The 18,654-nt window shown below is 33.9% G+C and carries 13 protein-coding genes; 3 read left to right on the top strand and 10 right to left on the bottom strand.

The features are described from left to right. Positions 1-65: 65 nt before the first annotated feature. From carB to QWC74_RS00360, 9 genes are all read right to left on the bottom strand, one after another. Positions 66-3,251, bottom strand: coding sequence for a carbamoyl-phosphate synthase large subunit (carB, locus tag QWC74_RS00400; RefSeq protein ID WP_006785114.1), 3,186 nt, complete (start codon positions 3,249-3,251; stop codon positions 66-68). A 52-nt stretch (positions 3,252-3,303) separates the two neighbouring features. Then, a complete protein-coding gene (locus tag QWC74_RS00395; RefSeq protein WP_006785115.1) occupies positions 3,304-4,368 on the bottom strand; it encodes a carbamoyl phosphate synthase small subunit in 1,065 nt (354 codons plus the stop codon). A 14-nt stretch (positions 4,369-4,382) separates the two neighbouring features. Beyond that, positions 4,383-5,663: a dihydroorotase gene (locus tag QWC74_RS00390; RefSeq protein WP_006785116.1), complete on the bottom strand. Its 1,281-nt coding sequence runs from the start codon at positions 5,661-5,663 to the stop codon at positions 4,383-4,385. A 49-nt stretch (positions 5,664-5,712) separates the two neighbouring features. Beyond that, positions 5,713-6,591: an aspartate carbamoyltransferase catalytic subunit gene (locus QWC74_RS00385; RefSeq protein ID WP_006785117.1), complete on the bottom strand. Its 879-nt coding sequence runs from the start codon at positions 6,589-6,591 to the stop codon at positions 5,713-5,715. A gap of 101 nt (positions 6,592-6,692) precedes the next feature. After that, positions 6,693-8,036, bottom strand: a complete 1,344-nt coding sequence (locus QWC74_RS00380; RefSeq protein ID WP_006785118.1) for a solute carrier family 23 protein — start codon at positions 8,034-8,036, stop codon at positions 6,693-6,695. Positions 8,037-8,352: 316 nt separating this feature from the next. Further along, positions 8,353-8,991 (bottom strand): HD domain-containing protein, encoded by a 639-nt coding sequence (locus QWC74_RS00375; protein ID WP_006785119.1) that lies wholly within the window; start codon positions 8,989-8,991, stop codon positions 8,353-8,355. Between the two features lie 258 nt (positions 8,992-9,249). Further along, positions 9,250-11,034, bottom strand: a complete 1,785-nt coding sequence (locus QWC74_RS00370) for an aminopeptidase P family protein (RefSeq protein ID WP_006785120.1) — start codon at positions 11,032-11,034, stop codon at positions 9,250-9,252. A 115-nt stretch (positions 11,035-11,149) separates the two neighbouring features. Continuing rightward, positions 11,150-12,559, bottom strand: a complete 1,410-nt coding sequence (locus tag QWC74_RS00365) for a hypothetical protein (protein ID WP_006785121.1) — start codon at positions 12,557-12,559, stop codon at positions 11,150-11,152. A 153-nt stretch (positions 12,560-12,712) separates the two neighbouring features. After that, the gene (locus QWC74_RS00360) at positions 12,713-13,504 is read right to left on the bottom strand and encodes a YidC/Oxa1 family membrane protein insertase (protein ID WP_006785122.1); all 792 of its coding nucleotides are present in this window, start codon (positions 13,502-13,504) and stop codon (positions 12,713-12,715) included. An 887-nt stretch (positions 13,505-14,391) separates the two neighbouring features. Between QWC74_RS00360 and QWC74_RS00355 the strand changes: the two genes are divergently transcribed. After that, positions 14,392-15,177 (top strand): YidC/Oxa1 family membrane protein insertase, encoded by a 786-nt coding sequence (locus QWC74_RS00355; protein ID WP_006785123.1) that lies wholly within the window; start codon positions 14,392-14,394, stop codon positions 15,175-15,177. A gap of 328 nt (positions 15,178-15,505) precedes the next feature. Continuing rightward, positions 15,506-16,300, top strand: a complete 795-nt coding sequence (locus QWC74_RS00350; RefSeq protein ID WP_006785124.1) for a formate/nitrite transporter family protein — start codon at positions 15,506-15,508, stop codon at positions 16,298-16,300. An 80-nt stretch (positions 16,301-16,380) separates the two neighbouring features. Here the strand turns inward: QWC74_RS00350 and QWC74_RS00345 are convergent, their stop codons facing one another. Further along, a complete protein-coding gene (locus QWC74_RS00345) occupies positions 16,381-17,781 on the bottom strand; it encodes a hypothetical protein (protein ID WP_006785260.1) in 1,401 nt (466 codons plus the stop codon). Positions 17,782-18,027: 246 nt separating this feature from the next. Here QWC74_RS00345 and QWC74_RS00340 point away from each other — a divergent pair. Further along, positions 18,028-18,654, top strand: a 627-nt coding sequence (locus QWC74_RS00340) for an FprA family A-type flavoprotein (RefSeq protein WP_288993777.1), incomplete at its 3' end; no start/stop codon positions are given.

Genomic DNA, 18,654 nt, shown 5'->3' with positions numbered 1-18,654 from the left:
TCTCTTTCATGGGGACAAATGGTGCTGGACAACATAGTCTAAATCTCCCTGACGTTCGATTAGAGCTATTTAGATGCATCAATGGCGAAGCTCATTGATTCTAATACTTTGTATACGGCTTTAGCAGTATCAAGTGATGTTAAACATGGAATGTTGTTTTCTACCGCTTCACGACGAATTAAGAATCCATCTGTAATTTTATCTTTTTTACTTGTTGAGAATGTATTGATAACGAATTGAACTTTTTGCCCACGAATCACATCTAAAACAGTGCGTCCCTCTTCTCCAATCTTACCGATTGGTGTCGCATAGATTCCGTGTTCATGTAACATTTTACAAGTTCCTGCTGTGGAGATTAATTCGTATCCGATTTCTGTAAAATTACGAGCTAATTCAACGGCTTCTTCTTTATCTCTGTTACCGATTGTGAATAGAATACGTCCATGCATTGGCATTTTCATTCCCGCTGCAACTAATGCTTTGTATAAAGCTTTCTCTAATGTTTTATCTTTTCCGATTGCTTCTCCTGTTGACTTCATCTCTGGGCCTAAAGAGATATCTACTTTACGTAATTTCGAGAATGAGAACACTGGAGCTTTTACATAAACACCTTCAGAATGTGGATGATATCCTGTCTCATACCCTTGTTCTACTAATGATTTTCCAAGGATTGCTTTTGTCGCAATATTTGCCATTGGTACATTTGTAATTTTACTTAAAAATGGCACCGTACGAGAAGAACGTGGGTTTACTTCAAGAACATAAACTTCTTCTTCTTTTGTCACAACGAACTGGATATTTAACAATCCAACAATTTTTAATCCGCGTGCAATACGCGTTGTATAATCGACTAATAATTCCATAACTTTATCTGATAATGTTTGTGGTGGATAAACTGCCATCGAGTCTCCTGAGTGAACCCCTGCACGTTCAATGTGTTCCATAATACCTGGAATATACACATTCTCACCATCTGAAATAGCATCAACTTCTACCTCTTTCCCAGTTAAATAACGATCGATTAAGATTGGATTTTCTCCATTCTCTTTTAAAGCTTCTTTCATGTAACGCTCGATTTCTGCATCGTTATCAATAATTTCCATCGCACGTCCACCGAGTACATATGAAGGACGTAATAAAACTGGATACCCGATTCGGTTTGCAATTTCTAAAGCACCTTCAACTGATTGACAAGTTGAACCTAATGGTTGTGGCACTTCTAATTCGCGTAATAATTTTTCAAATTGATCGCGATCTTCTGCACGATCGATATTTTCTAAAGATGTTCCTAAAATTTTAATGCCACGCTCTTGTAATTTAGAAGCTAAGTTAATCGCTGTTTGCCCACCGAACTGAACGATAACTCCCTCTGGTTGTTCTAAATCAATCACATGCATGACATCTTCGATTGTTAAGGGTTCAAAGTATAATTTATCTGAAATTGAGAAGTCCGTAGATACTGTCTCCGGATTGTTATTAATAATAATCGCTTCGTAACCTGCTTGTTGAATAGCCATAACACAGTGAACAGTTGCGTAATCGAACTCTACCCCTTGTCCGATACGAATTGGTCCTGATCCTAACACGACAACACTTGGTTTATCTGTGCGCTTAGACTCATTGAATGTTTCATAAGTTCCATAGTAGTAAGGTGTTTTTGATTCAAATTCCGCACTACATGTATCAACCATTTTATAAACTGGCATTATTGATTTTTCTTTACGGAAGTTATAAACTTCAAGCTCTGTACTTCCCCAGTACTTTGCAATCGTAATATCAGCAAATCCCATACGTTTAGCTTGTCCTAAGATAGCTAAATTCCATGGATTTTCTTTAATCACTGATTCAAAATCAATAATCCCTTTTAATTTTGTTAAGAAGAATAAATCTATTTTCGTCACTTCATGAATCTCATTAATCGAAGCCCCACGGCGAATTAATTCACTGATGACAAATAATCGCTCATCATCCGCTTCCTTCGTACGTTTCCATAAAATTTCGTCAGATTCTTCTTTTAAAGATTTCAATTCGACATGATACACTTTTGTCTCCAGTGAACGAACTGCCTTTAATAATGCCTCTTCAAAGTTACGACCAATCGCCATAACCTCTCCAGTCGCTTTCATCTGAGTTCCTAAACGACGATTCGCTGAGTTAAATTTATCGAATGGCCAACGTGGAATTTTTGCAACCACATAGTCAAGTGCAGGCTCAAAGCAAGCATAAGAAACACCAGTTACTGGATTGATAATTTCATCTAGTGTTAATCCCACTGCAATTTTGGCTGCAATCTTAGCGATTGGATATCCTGTTGCCTTTGACGCTAGTGCTGAGGAACGAGAAACACGTGGATTTACCTCAATAACATAATAATTGAAGCTATGAGGATCTAAAGCTAACTGAACATTACATCCTCCTTCAATTCCTAAGGCGCGAATAATCGTTAATGACACTTCGCGTAACATGTGATATTCGCGATCTGCTAATGTTTGAGAAGGCGCCACGACAATTGAATCTCCCGTATGGATTCCAACTGGATCAAAATTTTCCATATTACAAACCACAATTGCATTATCATTTGCATCACGCATAACTTCATATTCAATCTCTTTATATCCTGCAATTGATTTTTCAATTAAACATTGCGTTACTGGAGATAAATTTAATCCATTTTCAACTGTAACACGTAGTGCAGCTTCATCGGCAACGATTCCCCCACCTGTTCCTCCAAGTGTAAAAGCAGGACGAACAATAATTGGATATCCGATTGTATTAGCAAAAGCTACGGCTTCTTCGACTGTATTAACAATTTCTGATTCTGGAATCGGCTGTTTTAATTCAAACATTAACTCACGAAATAAATCGCGGTCTTCTGCTTTTTTAATCGCTGATAAATCTGTTCCTAAAATTTCAACGTTACATTCTCTTAAAATTCCATCTTCAGCTAATTCAACAACTAAATTTAACCCTGTTTGTCCTCCAAGCGATGGAAGCACTGCATCTGGGCGTTCTTTACGAATAATTTTACTTAGGAATTCTTTTGTTAAAGGCTCCATATAAACTTTATCGGCAACTTCTGTATCCGTCATAATTGTCGCAGGATTTGAGTTAACTAAAATCACTTCATATCCTTCTTCTTTTAAAGATTGGCAAGCTTGTGTCCCCGCATAGTCAAACTCAGCTGCTTGTCCGATAATAATTGGCCCTGACCCAATAACTAAAATGCGATTAATATCCGTACGTTTTGGCATAGTGTATTCCTCCTAATAAATTATTCTTCTCATCCTTAATCCAAAAAAGGGATTATTTTAAATTTGAAATGAATCGATCAAATAAGTAACTTGCATCATCTGGTCCTGGAGATGCTTCAGGATGGTATTGTACTGTGAATGCTTTATATGTTTTATGTGATAATCCTTCAACAGTATTATCATTTAAAGCAACATGAGTTACCTCTAAATCTGTCCCTTCAACTGAATCACGGTCTACCTCATATCCGTGGTTTTGTGATGTGATATGCACTTTATTTGTCAGTAAATCTTTTACTGGGTGATTACATCCACGGTGTCCAAACTTCATTTTCTTCGTATCTGCTCCATTTGCTAAGGCAAATAATTGATGACCTAAGCAGATTCCGAATAATGGGTATTTCGTTTGAATTTTGCGAATCATTGGTAAGGCCTCAACGACATCTTTTGGGTCTCCAGGACCATTACTTAATACGACTCCATCTGGATTTAACAATTCAATTGCTTCAGCTGTTGTATCGAATGGAACCACAACCACTTCGCATCCTCTAGCTGTTAATTCACGCACAATTCCTTTTTTTACTCCGAAGTCTACTAAGACAACTCGGTGCCCTGATCCTGGTGCTGTATAAACCATTTTGGTTGAAACATGCTCAACATGACGATTTAAAACAGGTGTTGCTTTTAACTTGGCCAAAATTTCTTCATCACTTAAGTTAATGTCAGCAATCATTCCGCGAATAGCCCCATGCTCTCGGATTTTGATAGTTAATGCTCGCGTATCAACATTGCAAAGTCCTGGAACTTTCTTTGCTTCTAAAAATTGACTTAATGTTTTTGTTTTACGCCAGTTAGACGGCACTTCACAATATTCTTTTACAATAATTGCAGATGCTGATGGTGAGAATGATTCGAAGTCATGATCATTAATTCCGTAGTTTCCAATAAGAGGATATGTCATCGTAACCATCTGACCAAAATATGATGGATCAGATAAAATTTCTTGATATCCTGTCATTCCAGTATTGAATACGACTTCTCCAATCACTGAATCTGTGCATCCAAATGCCGTTCCTAAAAATACTGTTCCATCTTCTAATACAAGCTTACGATTATACATTTTTAACCCTCCTGTTAGTTCATCTCAGACTCAATATAAACAATTTTTCCTTCTACTAAAGTCATGACTGGCCATCCCATTGTTTTATAACCAGTAAATGGTGTATTTTTTCCTTTTGATTTAAATGTTTTCGGATCAATCTCCCTCTCTTTATCTAAATCAATGACTGTAATATCTGCACTTACACCTATATTCAACGTTCCATATGGTAAGTCAAAGATTTGAGCCGGTTTAGTACTCATACAGTCAAGTAATTGTTTTAAACTCATTTTATTCGTCTTAACGAAGTGAGTGTAAAGTAGCGGGAATGCTGTTTCAAGTCCAACAATTCCAAACGGCGCTGTTTCAAGCCCCCACGCTTTTTCATCTTCATGGTGTGGTGCGTGGTCTGTTGCAATGACATCAATCGTTCCATCGAGAAGTCCTGCAATACATGCCGCACGATCTTCATCACTGCGTAGTGGCGGATTCATTTTAAAGTTTGGATCATCGTTTTGAATATCCATATCACATAAAATTAAGTGATGTGGTGAAACTTCAGCTGTTACATTAATACCTTGTGATTTTGCAAAACGAACTAACTCAACACTTTCCTTTGTACTGATATGACAGATATGATAATGAACTCCTGTCGCCTGTGCTAACATAATATCTCGTGCAATTTGTGCTGATTCACTAACTGATAAAATTCCACGATGTCCATTTGCCTTAGCATATTCTCCCTCGTGTAAATAACCGCCAAATAATAAACTATCATCCTCACAGTGAGCAACGATTGGTTTATTAACTGCCTTCGCACGTTGCATAGCTTGATACATTACACCAGCTTCTTGAATTCCTCTCCCATCATCTGAGAATCCTAAAATACTTGTATTTGATAATCCCTCAACGTCGACGATTTCCTCACCGCGCTCCCCAATCGTAATCGCTCCGTAAGGTAAAACACGTACCTTTGCACTTTGTTTAATTAAATTTTCAATATATGAAACATTTTCAAGTGTATCTGGGACTGGGATGGTATTAGCCATCGCTGCTATTGTGGTGTATCCGCCACGGGCTGCCGCTTCCGTCCCTGTTTCAATTGTCTCTTTTCTTTCATATCCCGGTTCTCTTAGATGAACATGTACATCAATTAATCCAGGTGCAACTAATTTTCCTTTTAAGTCATATACGGTTGCTGATGTTTCCTCAATATGATCAGCTATTTTTTTTATCATCCCTTTGTTGATTAAAATTTCAACTGATTCGAACTCACCGTGTCCATTAACACGTTTTCCATTTTTTAAAAGTATCATCCCAATCACTTCCTACTCAAAATTTGTAATCATATTCGCTCGATGACTTTTATCCTAATAAATGAGTTAAAACTGACATACGAACATAAACTCCGTTTTCCATCTGTTTAAAGATTCGACTTCGTTCACATTCGACGACTTCATTTGCAATCTCTACTCCACGGTTAAATGGTGCCGGATGCATAATAATCGCTCCATCTTTCATACGTTTTTCACGTTCTACTGTTAATCCATATTGCTGATGATACTCTTCTTTTGTTAAGCTCATCCCATTATCGTGACGTTCGTGTTGAACTCGAAGTAGCATGATAATATCCATTTCCTCAATCACTTCATCTAATGTTTCCCAATGGTACCCAACCTCCTGGAATTGTTCCGGTGCTACCACATGAACTTCCATTCCTAATCGATTCATCACTTCAATATTTGTATGTGCAACGCGTGAGTGAGCAATATCTCCAACAATTGCAATCTTTAATCCTTCAAATTCCCCATACTCTTGAAGGATAGTGAGTAAATCAAGTAATGACTGCGTCGGATGATTACCACTTCCATCTCCACCATTGAATATTGGAATGTTGAGATTTGGAATCAGTTCATCAAAGTAGTTATTTTGTGGGTGACGGATAACAACTCCATCTACTCCGATGGCTTCAAATGTTTTAACTGTGTCATAAAGCGTTTCTCCTTTTTGAACGCTCGAAGTTTCTGCCGTAAAATCTAATGTGTGGAGCCCCACTTTATGTTCAGCCATCGCAAATGAATACTGAGTTCTTGTACTTGGTTCAAAGAATAAATTTGCTACTACTTTGCCTGTTAATTGTGGTACATTCCCACCTTCAGCATATTGATTTGCTGTTTCTAAAATAGTCATAATTTCTTCAATCGTTAAATCAGATAATCGTGTTAAATGCTTCACTTGAGTCATTCTTACCACCTTTTTCTACAATATTTTTCCTTATTTTCTATATTTTTCTTGAAATTTGGTTATAAAAAAATCAGCACAAAAGCTGACTCTTTTATAAAAGACTAATTAGTCACAGTTGGTTTTGCCTTCACAACAGTAGAAGATACAGATTCTTCTGCTACTTCTAATTCACATTCAGTTGTTCTAGAACTTGGCCCGTAAGAAGCTTCTTTTTCAGGTAAGATTAAGTGTAAGATAACACCGATAATCGCAGCCAATGCCATTCCTGATAAAGTGATTTGTCCAATGTTAATTGTTAATCCACCGATTCCTGTGATTAAAATAACCGCACCGATAATCAAGTTACGTTGTTTTCCAAAGTCGATTTGATTATTGATTAAGACACGTGCACCTGATGAAGCAATAACTCCAAATAGTAAGATACTAACTCCACCCATAACCGCGCTTGGTACTGTTTGAACTAATGCTGTAAATTTTCCGATGAATCCTAGCGTGAAAGCGACAATTGCTGCCCCACCGATAACCCAAACAGAAGCTACTTTTGTTAAACCAATAACTCCAGTATTTTCACCGTATGTTGTATTTGCTGGTCCGCCAATGAATCCAGCCATAAATGTTGCAACCCCATCCCCAATTAATGTTCGATGTAATCCAGGATTTTTTGTTAAGTCTCGTCCAACGATTGTGCCAAGAACTAAGTGATCTCCGATATGCTCTGTAATGGTTACAATTGCAACCGGAATCATAATCGCTGCTACTTCTAAGCTAAAGACTGGCTTTGAATGTAAAAAAGCAAAGCTTGGAAGTTCGAATAGGTTCGCCTGTGCAACTGGTGTGAAATCAACTAAGTTAAAGCACACCGCTGAAATATATCCTGCTACAATTCCACTAAAGATTGGGAGTAGTTGTAATAATCCTTTTGTATAAGTTGACACGATAACGGCTGTTAGCAATGTGATTAATGCAACTACGATATGTTCTGATGCCATATTTACCGCAGTTCCTGCTAAACTTAATCCGATAACCATAATTGTTGGTCCGATAACAACTGGTGGTAAAATTTTATTTAACCAATCAGTTCCGACAAATTTAATGATGACCGCAATAAACATATAAACTAACCCAACCATCATTAATCCGCCCATCACGGCCCCATAATTAGCTCCGTCTGCTACTCCTGTTGCACTTAATGCTAAAGCTGCTGTAATTGGAGCAATATACGCAAATGATGATCCTAAATAGACTGGTGATTTTCCTTTTGTTACAAAAATATAAAATAAAGTTCCAATTCCTGATGAAATTAAAGCTAAACTTACTGGTAATCCTGTTAAAATTGGGACCAAAACTGTTGATCCAAACATGGCTAAAACGTGTTGAATACTTAATGCAATCCAGTGTAATGCTTTTGGTTTTTCATGGACATCTAAAACTAACTTCTTTTCCATAATAATCACCCTTCTTTTCTTTTTTAGCTTTATTTTTTCTGTATAAGAATTGGCTTAATCTTCAATCCACCTTCAACGAGCAGATGCTCGATGAAGCCTTTTATTATACAAAAAAATCCCCTTTTAGCTTATAGGTAGGCCAAAAGAGGATACACGAGTTCCATTAAAGGAAGATATAAAATATCTATTATCTATTAACGTGTTCTTCTCAGCCTCACGGGACCGAATTAAAGCTTTCTTGGTTATTATAGGAGAATTCTTTTAAAATGTCAACAACTCCTGAACGACAAATACATGTTTCGACAGAAAAACGTTTTTATACAAAAAACCATTCACTTAAAAATTCTTTAACAAATGACTCCATTACTTGATGACGATGGTTGGCAATTTCTTTTGCCGTCTCTGTATTCATTAAATCCTTTAATTTAAATAATTTTTCATAAAAGTGATTAATTACTGTTCCTTGATGTGCACGATACGCAGCCTCATCTAAAAAATCTACGGGTTCAATATCTTCATCGAACATTTTAGAACCTTTTGCTCCACCATACATAAACGTACGACCGATCCCAATTGCTCCAATTGCATCTAAACGATCAGCATCTTGAACAATTTGGGCCTCTAAAGTTTTAACAGCTTCTCCATTCCCCCCTTTATAAGAAATATTTTCAATTATATAAAAAATTTGCTCTAACTCAGACTGTGTACATCCAATCATTTGTAAAAACAAAAATAACTTAGCTTTTTGAGCAACAACATCTTCAAATAATTTCGCATCAATCACATCATGAACTAATGCCGAAATTAAAATAACACGTTCATTTCCTCCTTCTCTTTTAGAAATATGTTTAGCGATTCTAGAAACACGAAGGGCATGATCAATACTATGTCCACTCGAATCTACGCCTAACTCACTTTCTAAAAATTCAACGATACGATCAAAAACTTGTTCCATCATACTCACCGGCACTTTCTTAGTTGTCTTTTAGTCTTTCATTATAACATTTCATCTTTTAGTATTCTCAACTATTCACTATCTAATTTTTACTAATCCATCTACTATATAATTATAGGTAATATTTTAATGATAATTTTGTTTTTATTATAAATTATTAAATAATACGCCCCACTCTAAAACGATAAAAACCATCTACTCCTTCTACTATAGTTAAAAAAAAAGACTAATTTCCCGAGAAATTAGTCTTTTCCTCATTTATTTTGTTAAAGGTTTTGTTTGTTCGACTAACCACTCTAATTCGCGTCCTTCTAAATTAGGTGATAAAACGTCTAACACTTTTTGATGATACTGATTTAACCATGCTAATTCTGATTCTGTCATTAATGTTACATCAACCGCTCTCGTATCAATCGGGAAGTATGAAATAGTTTCAAATTCATAAAACTCACCATATTCTGTTGCATTACGTTCTACAACTAATAACGTATTTTCAATACGAATTCCGTGACGACCCTCCTCATAAATTCCTGGTTCATTCGTAATCATCATTCCCGGTTTTAATGGAACAGTTTGCGTTAATCTAAACCCTTGTGGACCTTCATGAACCCCACCGAAATAAGAAACCCCATGACCTGTTCCACAACGATAGTCTAATCCATACTCCCAAATTGGTTGACGAGCTAAAATATCAAGATTTCCACCTGTACATCCTTTTTGGAAGACTGCTTTACACAGATTAATATGTCCTTTTAAAACAAGTGTGTAATGTAATTTTTCTTCATCAGTCAACTCACCAAGCACAAAAGTTCTTGTAATATCCGTCGTTCCATCAAGATATTGCCCTCCTGAATCAATAAGCAGGAATCCTTTTTTATCAAGTTTCGTACAATTCTCTTTCGTTGGATTATAATGCATCATAGCTGCATTTGCACCGTAAGCAACAATAGCCCCAAAACTTGAACCATAATTTAATGGTTGACGGCTTCTATGAACTTCTAAAATTTCACGCACATCGAATTCAGTTAATCCCGCTTCTGAGTCTAGCTTTTCATAAATCTCGCAAACCGCACCAACTAACGCTACGCTATCTTTTACTTGAGCATTATGTGTATTTTCAATCTCAACTTTATTTTTAACAGCTTTCAATTCATTAACGATATCATGTCCATCAATCACTGTTACCTCTTGTTTCTTCGTTAAAATATCGTATAAATAATAGTTCATTGAATCAACAGGACATAAAATAGAACCACTTAATTGATTTAACACCTCATCAATTTGAGCGTAATCTTTCAATGTCACACCATTTTCAGTTAGATACGTTTTAACATCTTCACTTAAACGATGATTATCTACAAATAAGTAAGCTTCATTTTCAAGTACTAAGCCATAAGAAACGACAAGCGGATTGAATAAAATATCATCACCTCGAACATTAAATAACCAAGCAATACTTCCAAGTGCTGTTAAAACATAACCATTGGCCGATATTTTTTTCATTTCCTCGCGTACAATGCTCAACTTTTCATGACAACTATATCCTGTATACTGAGTTTCATGAACAAATACATCTGTTGATGGAATTGCCGGACGATTTTCCCAAACAGAATCAAGTAAATCTTCATCGACTTTAAGTTTAAGATGTTTAGCTTCAAACGCCTTTTTCATCTCTTTAACAGTCGCAACAGATAATACTTTCCCATCAAATCCTACTGTATCTCCTTCATTCAACACACTAACTAAATACTCATTAATAGTTGGAACGCCCGGTTGTGCCATCTTAAACAGCTTAACCTCACTTCCTTTTAACTCATTTTCAGCTTGAATGAAGTAACGTCCATCTGTGAAAAGTCCACTCTCATCTAATGTAATCACAAGTGTCCCCGCAGAACCTGTAAATCCCGACATATACGCACGACCTTGCCAATGTGTCGCCACATATTCACTTAGATGTGCATCAGAACTCGGAATCACATACGCGGATAATCCATGATTTTTCATCATATTTCTTAATAAATTAATTTTCTCATTCACGTTCATTATTTTCGCTCCCTACTAATCAAATGATAAACTACGATGATTGTAACATGCTTTAACCTTCTCAAACAGTAATTTTTGGAAAAATAATAAAACGACAGTACCTGTCGTTTTATTATTATAAACAATTGTTAATAACTAATAACAAAGAACGATATTTTGGAATGATTTCATCTTCTCCTAAAACACTGATAAAATGATTTAAAACAGCAGCTGCATCCAGTAATAAATTAAGATCTAATTGTTCGGGAAGAACATGTAAACAAATATCTTTTACTGCATCGGATGTCCATTCATTTGGAATTTGATCCTTAATAGTATACATAGCTAAAACAAACGTCTGAGTTATCACTTTATAGTGTTGTTGCTGTGAAGGCGATAGGTCATCTAAAGCTTGTTGCGTCTGTAATGTATCTGTAATTTGTTCTACAAAACTAACTAATTTTTCTTCATCTGTTATTTCTTCACTTTCAATCGCTTTAGGTTCATTTGCTGATGTTTGTAACTCTTCAAAAATATATTCTGCAAATTCGTGAGCTCTTAAAACGTGTGGATTTAATGTTAGCTTAACATCAATTTGGTGACAAAAATCTTCAAGTAATGCATAAGTATCTTCATCTTCAGCGACAATTTCGCATGGTCTGAGTTTAAGTTCAAGTAATTGTTTTCCAAACTCATTAATCGTATCCGTTAAATAAAGGGCTGCCGTTTCCTGAATATCTAGGAAAAACAATTGGCCTTCTTCAGAATCCACAAAGGCTGTCACCAACATATAGAAAGGTTGCTTTGAGTTTTCTGATACAACCGGAGTTGGTAAGTAAAATTGAATGGCTTCTAATGTGACGAGTAACTGAGGCAATTTTTTTAAGCGATAGGCGAGTAAATCATTTTGAAAAATTGTTTTTTTAGTTGAGATACTTTTGCGGTATAGACTCGCATCCACAAACTTAGATTTCCAACCTTCATCTGTAGGATAACGCATATAATACTTTGCATCATAAATTTCAGGAACCTTTAACACCTTTTGAAAACAAAGCTTAGACACCACTATAGCTTGTTCTATCACCTTCGTTAAAAAACGGCATTGCCATCCATCAGTTAAATACCAAGAGTAAACGCCTGGATGATGATATCTGAAGCGTGGAAACTGATTTTTTCCCTTAAAATCATATCCAAGTAATATTGCTTGTTCATCATCGACATCTGTCATGTTTTCCGAATTTTCGAAACTAACTGTTAAACAATTACGTTTCACTTCACTTTTCATAAAGACATGATCCATATAAGCTAAACTTGCTTTATCATACAAATATCGATATGATTGATAACCACTTGGACCTAAATACACAGATAATGAGAAATGTTCGCCCATCATTCCCATAATACTACAAAATCCATCAATATCCCTTTCATCGTCATGAATAATAAACACCTGAGATGCATACATCCACGTCCAGGGCTTTAAATCTCTAAACGCAATGGCTGCTTCATAAAGACGATGTAGCTCAATATTCGTGATATTTCCCATCTAAATTCACCCTCTCCTCGACTAAAACTAATCATCCTTAGTAAATAATATGTCGTTACTCGAAGAATCATGTTAAATTTTACAGAGGTAAAAAAAACAAAAAGTGACTTCAACTAGCTCAAGTCACTTAAACACTCAGTTTATATGTATTGTTTATTGGTTAGAAGTTGATCTTTTTACAATAAAGAATTGAATAATTTGCATCACGGACCCTGTTAAAAAATAGAGTCCAAACGCAAATGGAGTCGCTATTGTAATCGAAAACATGGCAAATGGCATATAATAAGTCATTACTTTCATCATCATATTACTCGTTTTATTTTGTTGCGCAGACGAATTAGTCATCATACTCTTATTCATCAAGCGCTGAGAATAAATTGAAATCCCCGCCACAATAAGGGCCAAAATCCAGTTAGCCAGTTGTACTGTGGCACCTAAATTAACCCCTAAAAATTCAGATGCAGCTGCATCTTTAATTAATGGATGACGAGAAATTGCCTGGTAGAATGCTAAAAAGACTGGCATTTGTAAAAATGGCAAAATACATCCCATCATTGGATTAAAATTATATTTTTTATAAAGATCCATCATCTCAGTTTGCATTTTTACTTGAGATGCTTGATCTGTTTTATTCTCATATTTCTTTTGAATCTGTTGCATCTCTGGCTGAATCTCTTGCATAATAGCTGAAGTCTTATTTGACTTCAAATATAATGGCATTAAAACTAACCGAACAATAGCGGTAGCTAAAATAATCGCAAGTCCCAAATTTTGATTTAATAAGTTATATAAAAATGTAATGAATGTTGCTAATGGTAATACAAAGACCTTATCCCATAGACCGGATGCCGTCTCAGGAGTAATAGATTTAGTTGAAATAGAACACCCCGTCATCAATCCTACCGCTAAGATTAAAGATACAACTAAACTTAACTTCTTTTTCAAAAAATTCCCCTCTTTCTAAAACTTTGCAACAATTTGAATAAATATCCGATTAAAAAATTCTGTCTTCGAATCAATCTTTTTAAATACTATAGCATTAAAGAATAGCTAACCTCGTCGAATAATATCTCTTGTTTCAATTTAATAAAAAATATTTTCCAACTCATAAAGATATGACCGTCATTTTTTCTATTAAACACTTTAAAAGTAAAATCGACTATATCTTCAGTTAAAATTTATGAATACCAAACCATCATGAACGCTAAAATCCATTTCATTTTTCTAAGCTTTTTAAATTACCACTTTTACCTACAACTAGAATTTATCAAATAAATAATTTGTCCTTCTATCTCCATTCATTCTAATTGCTATGAGAATCCATAACCTCTGATTTGAAAAATTCATGGTATCGCTTATCATTTGATTTTTCTAACATTAAGCTACCATCTATCTAGGATTCCTTCATAAAACTATCCTCAACTCTCATCAAAAGCAATCTATCTCATTCTTATCCCTAAATTAGAAAATTTTTAAGATATTTTTTTAAAATAAAGAATATGAGTAATCATTTATAATCAAAATAATAATGAAAAGAAAAATAATCGTTAAAAATTCTAATAATTATAATTTTATATCTAAATAAAATTGCTTCTAATTTATGTGTTTTTTTCATTAAAAGAATTTTTTATAATGATAACCCTTCATTTTTAAAAGTTTTTTTACACAATTTTTATTGAATTAGCCCTTAAATTCACTTATAATACTCATTATTGTAAGTATTTAATATAATTATGGAAAGTTTAGAATATTGTTGATTTTGACTTGGTTTTGATAATTAATTGACTTAACAATATATCAATAAACACTACTAGGGGAAAGAAGGTATTCACTTGAAAAAGAAATTAGGTCTAACATTAACATTGGTTTTAGCTGTTGGATTATTATCAGGATGTAGTATTTCGCAAGTTCCAATTACATCTGAAACAGCATCTGGTTTATGGGACAAGGTCTTCGTATTACCATTAGCAACATTCATTACATTTTTATATAACATATTAAGCCAAAACCTAGGATTTGCGATTATCCTGGCGACTGCAATTATTCGTTTAATCTTAATGCCATTATACTCAAAATCAAATAAATCAATGGCTGTGATGCAAGAAATCCAACCGGAGATGCAAAAAATTCAAAAGAAATATGAAAACAAAAAAGATCAAGCTTCTCAAGCAAAAATGCAAACTGAGATGATGGATCTTTACAAAAAATACAACTATAACCCAATGATGGGATGTATTTTACCATTCTTACAAATGCCAGTCTTCTTAGCATTCTACCAAGCAATTTCTCGTCATCCATTAATTAAAGATGCGGCTGCAGCGGAATTCTTCGGAATTAACTTAGGAGCAACTGGAACAATGCCTAACTATATTTTGGCATTCATTGTAGCTGGATTAACGATTCTTTCTCAACGTATGATGAATAAGAACATGGCCTCTAGCGCTCAACAAAACCAAACAAGCAATATGATGATGAAAGTTATGACTTACTACTTCCCATTTGCAATGTTCTCAATCACAATTGGAACACCATTTGCATTTGGATTATACTTCTTAACTGGACAAATCATGACGATTGTTCAATACTTAATTTTCAAAAAACCACAAGCGAAAAAATAATTTTATTTTAGATAAGTTAATTTAAATAAAATCATATTTTTTAAAAGAGAAGCACAAAAAAGTGTTTCTCTTTTTTTATATAATAAATTCCTTCTGTGTATAACTCTTTTACAAATTAAAATACTAGTTAATATATAATAAATATTCACCCTCATATATCAACTAAATTTTTATGTAAGGAATTATATGAAAACGTAAATAAAATGAGTGATTAGTAAAGAAAATAGATTTTTTTTCTTGTCGAAGAGAAATTAAATTTGTAAAATAGGAAAGTAATACTTTATATCTGATATCTTTTAAAAACAAAAAATATTATGGAGGGCACAATATGCAACAACCACGTATGTTATCAGCAAAAGAAATTGCGAATGAAGTCGTTGAAGTAAGTAAATACAAAGTATCTAGAAAAAATAGTGTTGTTTTAATTTCTGGTATGCTAGCTGGATTATTTATCGGCTTAGGATATACAGTTTATTTACTAGTTTATGGTCAAATGTCAGACCCTTATGTAGGTAAAGTTGTCGGTTCATTCTTATTCCCAATTGCTTTAATTTTAATTTTATTAACGGGAGCAGATTTATTTACTGGAAATACATTAATTGCTAAAGCATGCTTTAAAAAAGAAGTTAAAGTAAGTGCTTATATTAAGAATTTAGTACTAGTTTGGGTCGGTAACCTATTAGGTATTTTATGTGCTATTGGATTACTATACGGGGCTCGTTTATTTACAAATGGTGTTAGTCCAACAGTTGCAGAAAATATTATGCATATTGCTGAAGTAAAAATTCATACACTTTCAACATCAGAAGTTTTCTTCCGTGCAATTTTATGTAATATCTTAATTGCCGGTGGTGTATATGTATCTTATGCAGCTAAAGATGTAACAGGAAAAGTTTTATTAAATGTTATCGTTGTTGCAGTCTTTGCTTTAATGGGTGTAGAACACTGTATTGCTAATATGTTTGTTTTAGGAATGGGAAAAGTTTTAGGTGCTGATATTACGTTTGGTGGTATTGGATGGAATTTATTCATTGCTACTATCGGGAATATTGTTGGTGGATTTATCATTGCTATTCCATATTACTTTAACTTTATTCACGCATATAAAAAACAACAAGTATAAAAAAAATAAAAACACTGAATTTCAGTGTTTTTATTTTTTTTATTTTATTCCATTGATTTTGAATATAGAGATACATCTTTTTATAAATTATAAACTGTCTTTACTCTTTGTTGTAATGTTTCGCTATTAGGCATAATTTTAGCCTCTCCTGCGATAAATAAATAACGATATAAAATTTCAGGAACCAATTTTAATTCCTCTTCAGATAAAATATTTGGTAAAATTTCACGACATGCTGTTTCTACATGATCTGCTGTCCAATAATCCGGAAATTCATTAAAATTTCCAAGCATAACAATATGAAACAACTCCACAATATTTGAAAATTGAGCTTGAACTTCTTTTGACATATCTCTAGATAGTGAATCAGAATTTAAAATAGTCTTACAAATCTCTCGAATTGTTTGCATCATGACATCAACTTGATTTAGAGAATCTTCATCAAAGTCATAATTTTCATCTTCTGTAGAATCAATTAAATCGTCCATAAATTCATGAGCAGCTTCTAAATAATCTACTTTCAAAATCGGTATTTTAGTTTTCTTACAAAAGTCAGCAAATACATCAATAACTTCTTGATGATCTGAGACTAAACAAGCAGGTCTAAATTTTAAATCTCTACTTAATGTTCTTGCAAATTTTGATAAAACTTCATCATAACTTTCTCGACTCGAATCCGTCATCTCAGCTAGAACTAATTGCTTTGAATCTTTATCTAAAATCGCTGTAATCATTGGAAAAAATCCTCTGGCACTAGGTTTTGTTTGAACGGGGTCAGGCAATAAAAACTGAGTGACTTCAAACACCATATCATACTGTGGTAACTTCATAATACGGTACGCTTCTAATTCATTATGATATGTAATTTGCAAATCAGAAATTTGTTCCAAAAATAAATTCATTGAAACTTTAATCGTATTCCACTCAGCTTGTTCATTTTGAACACGGATAAAAATTTGATCACCAGTTGCGTTAATTTGATTCGTCTGAATGAGGTTAGCTAACTGAGTTGCTTGCTCAAGTGCTGTGGCTAAAAAACGGCATTGCCATCCATCCTCAAGCTCAGCTGGTAAAAATCCTGCTTTATAATCTCGAAACTGTGGCCATTCCTTAGTACCTTTAAATTTTAAACCTAATGCTTTGATTTGTTCAATATCTTTATCAGATAACTGACTTCTATCTTCAAAGCTAGAAACTAAACAAGTTTGTCCCCATAATGTTTTAAAATAATTTGGGTGCCACAGCTCATCATCACTTAATTCTAACATCTGTAAATACCCTTTCAATCCTTCTATCCCTAAATAAACATTCAAAGCTAAATGTTTTCCTTTTTGGCCCAAAATACAGCAAAATCCAGTCAAATTAGTTTCCGGATCTTGCACCGCAAATAATTGATGCTCCGTCATAAAATTCCATGGACTAAAACATTTAAAATCCATAGATGCTTGATATAATCGGCTCCATTCAGTAACAGTTGGCATCCTACTCCTCCTTATTAATCGTTTAAATTATTATGGTAAAATAAGGTTTTTGTTACACATAAAAGTATAATTTTTATTTCAAAAAAAATTAGAATGCACTATTCTTGACCATCTTTTTTGAATTTTGTTAAAGTAAGATTAGAAATAAATTAAAAATATCACAATATATAAATATAGATATAGTTCATACTACTTATAGGAATAATTCCGTAATTTATTTCAAATTTGACTGTTGGAGGGTAATGTATGATTCAGACTGTAGCCTTAAATAATGATGTTCATTGGTTAGGAATTCTTGACCCAAATCTTGATGTCTTTGATATCATCATGGAGACAAAATACGGAACAACTTATAACTCTTATTTAGTTAACACAACTGAAGGAGCAATTCTAATTGAAACAGTAAAAGAAAAATTCTTTGATTCATATTTAGAAAAAATTAAAGAAACAATTGGGGACTTAGAAAATATTAAGTACATTATCACCAATCATACAGAACCAGATCATGCTGGTTCAATTGGACGTTTAGTAAAACTTCTTCCTAATATTACAGTTATCGGTTCGAAAACGGCCATTACTTATTTAAAAGATTTAATCAATATGGATTTTAACTATTTAACAGCCGAAAGTCTAAAAACTTTCACACTGGGAAATAAAACATTTGATTTCATCCCTGCTCCATTTTTACATTGGCCAGACTCAATGTACTCTTATTTAAAAACAGATAATATTTTATTTACTTGTGACTCATTCGGATCACATTATAGCCCGAAACATGGCATTAAATTATCTGAAGTACCAGAAAGCGAGGAAGCGAACTACCAAGATGCCCTACTTTATTACTACACGGCTATCTTTTCACCATTCAAACCT

It is taken from the genome of uncultured Turicibacter sp., assembly GCF_938044715.1.
GTDB lineage: Bacteria > Bacillota_I > Bacilli_A > MOL361 > Turicibacteraceae > Turicibacter > Turicibacter sanguinis.
Note: the sequence above shows the minus strand (reverse complement) of the source record. Positions and strands in the feature narration are given on the sequence as shown.

What these genes read in the sequence shown, in the direction of transcription:
- carB (WP_006785114.1), bottom strand. Translation starts at nt 3,251, where the DNA reads ATGCCAAAACGTACGGATATTAATCGCATTTTAGTTATTGGGTCAGGG.
- QWC74_RS00395 (WP_006785115.1), bottom strand. Translation starts at nt 4,368, where the DNA reads ATGTATAATCGTAAGCTTGTATTAGAAGATGGAACAGTATTTTTAGGA.
- QWC74_RS00390 (WP_006785116.1), bottom strand. Translation starts at nt 5,663, where the DNA reads ATGATACTTTTAAAAAATGGAAAACGTGTTAATGGACACGGTGAGTTC.
- QWC74_RS00385 (WP_006785117.1), bottom strand. Translation starts at nt 6,591, where the DNA reads ATGACTCAAGTGAAGCATTTAACACGATTATCTGATTTAACGATTGAA.
- QWC74_RS00380 (WP_006785118.1), bottom strand. Translation starts at nt 8,036, where the DNA reads ATGGAAAAGAAGTTAGTTTTAGATGTCCATGAAAAACCAAAAGCATTA.
- QWC74_RS00375 (WP_006785119.1), bottom strand. Translation starts at nt 8,991, where the DNA reads ATGGAACAAGTTTTTGATCGTATCGTTGAATTTTTAGAAAGTGAGTTA.
- QWC74_RS00370 (WP_006785120.1), bottom strand. Translation starts at nt 11,034, where the DNA reads ATGAACGTGAATGAGAAAATTAATTTATTAAGAAATATGATGAAAAAT.
- QWC74_RS00365 (WP_006785121.1), bottom strand. Translation starts at nt 12,559, where the DNA reads ATGGGAAATATCACGAATATTGAGCTACATCGTCTTTATGAAGCAGCC.
- QWC74_RS00350 (WP_006785124.1), top strand. Translation starts at nt 15,506, where the DNA reads ATGCAACAACCACGTATGTTATCAGCAAAAGAAATTGCGAATGAAGTC.
- QWC74_RS00345 (WP_006785260.1), bottom strand. Translation starts at nt 17,781, where the DNA reads ATGCCAACTGTTACTGAATGGAGCCGATTATATCAAGCATCTATGGAT.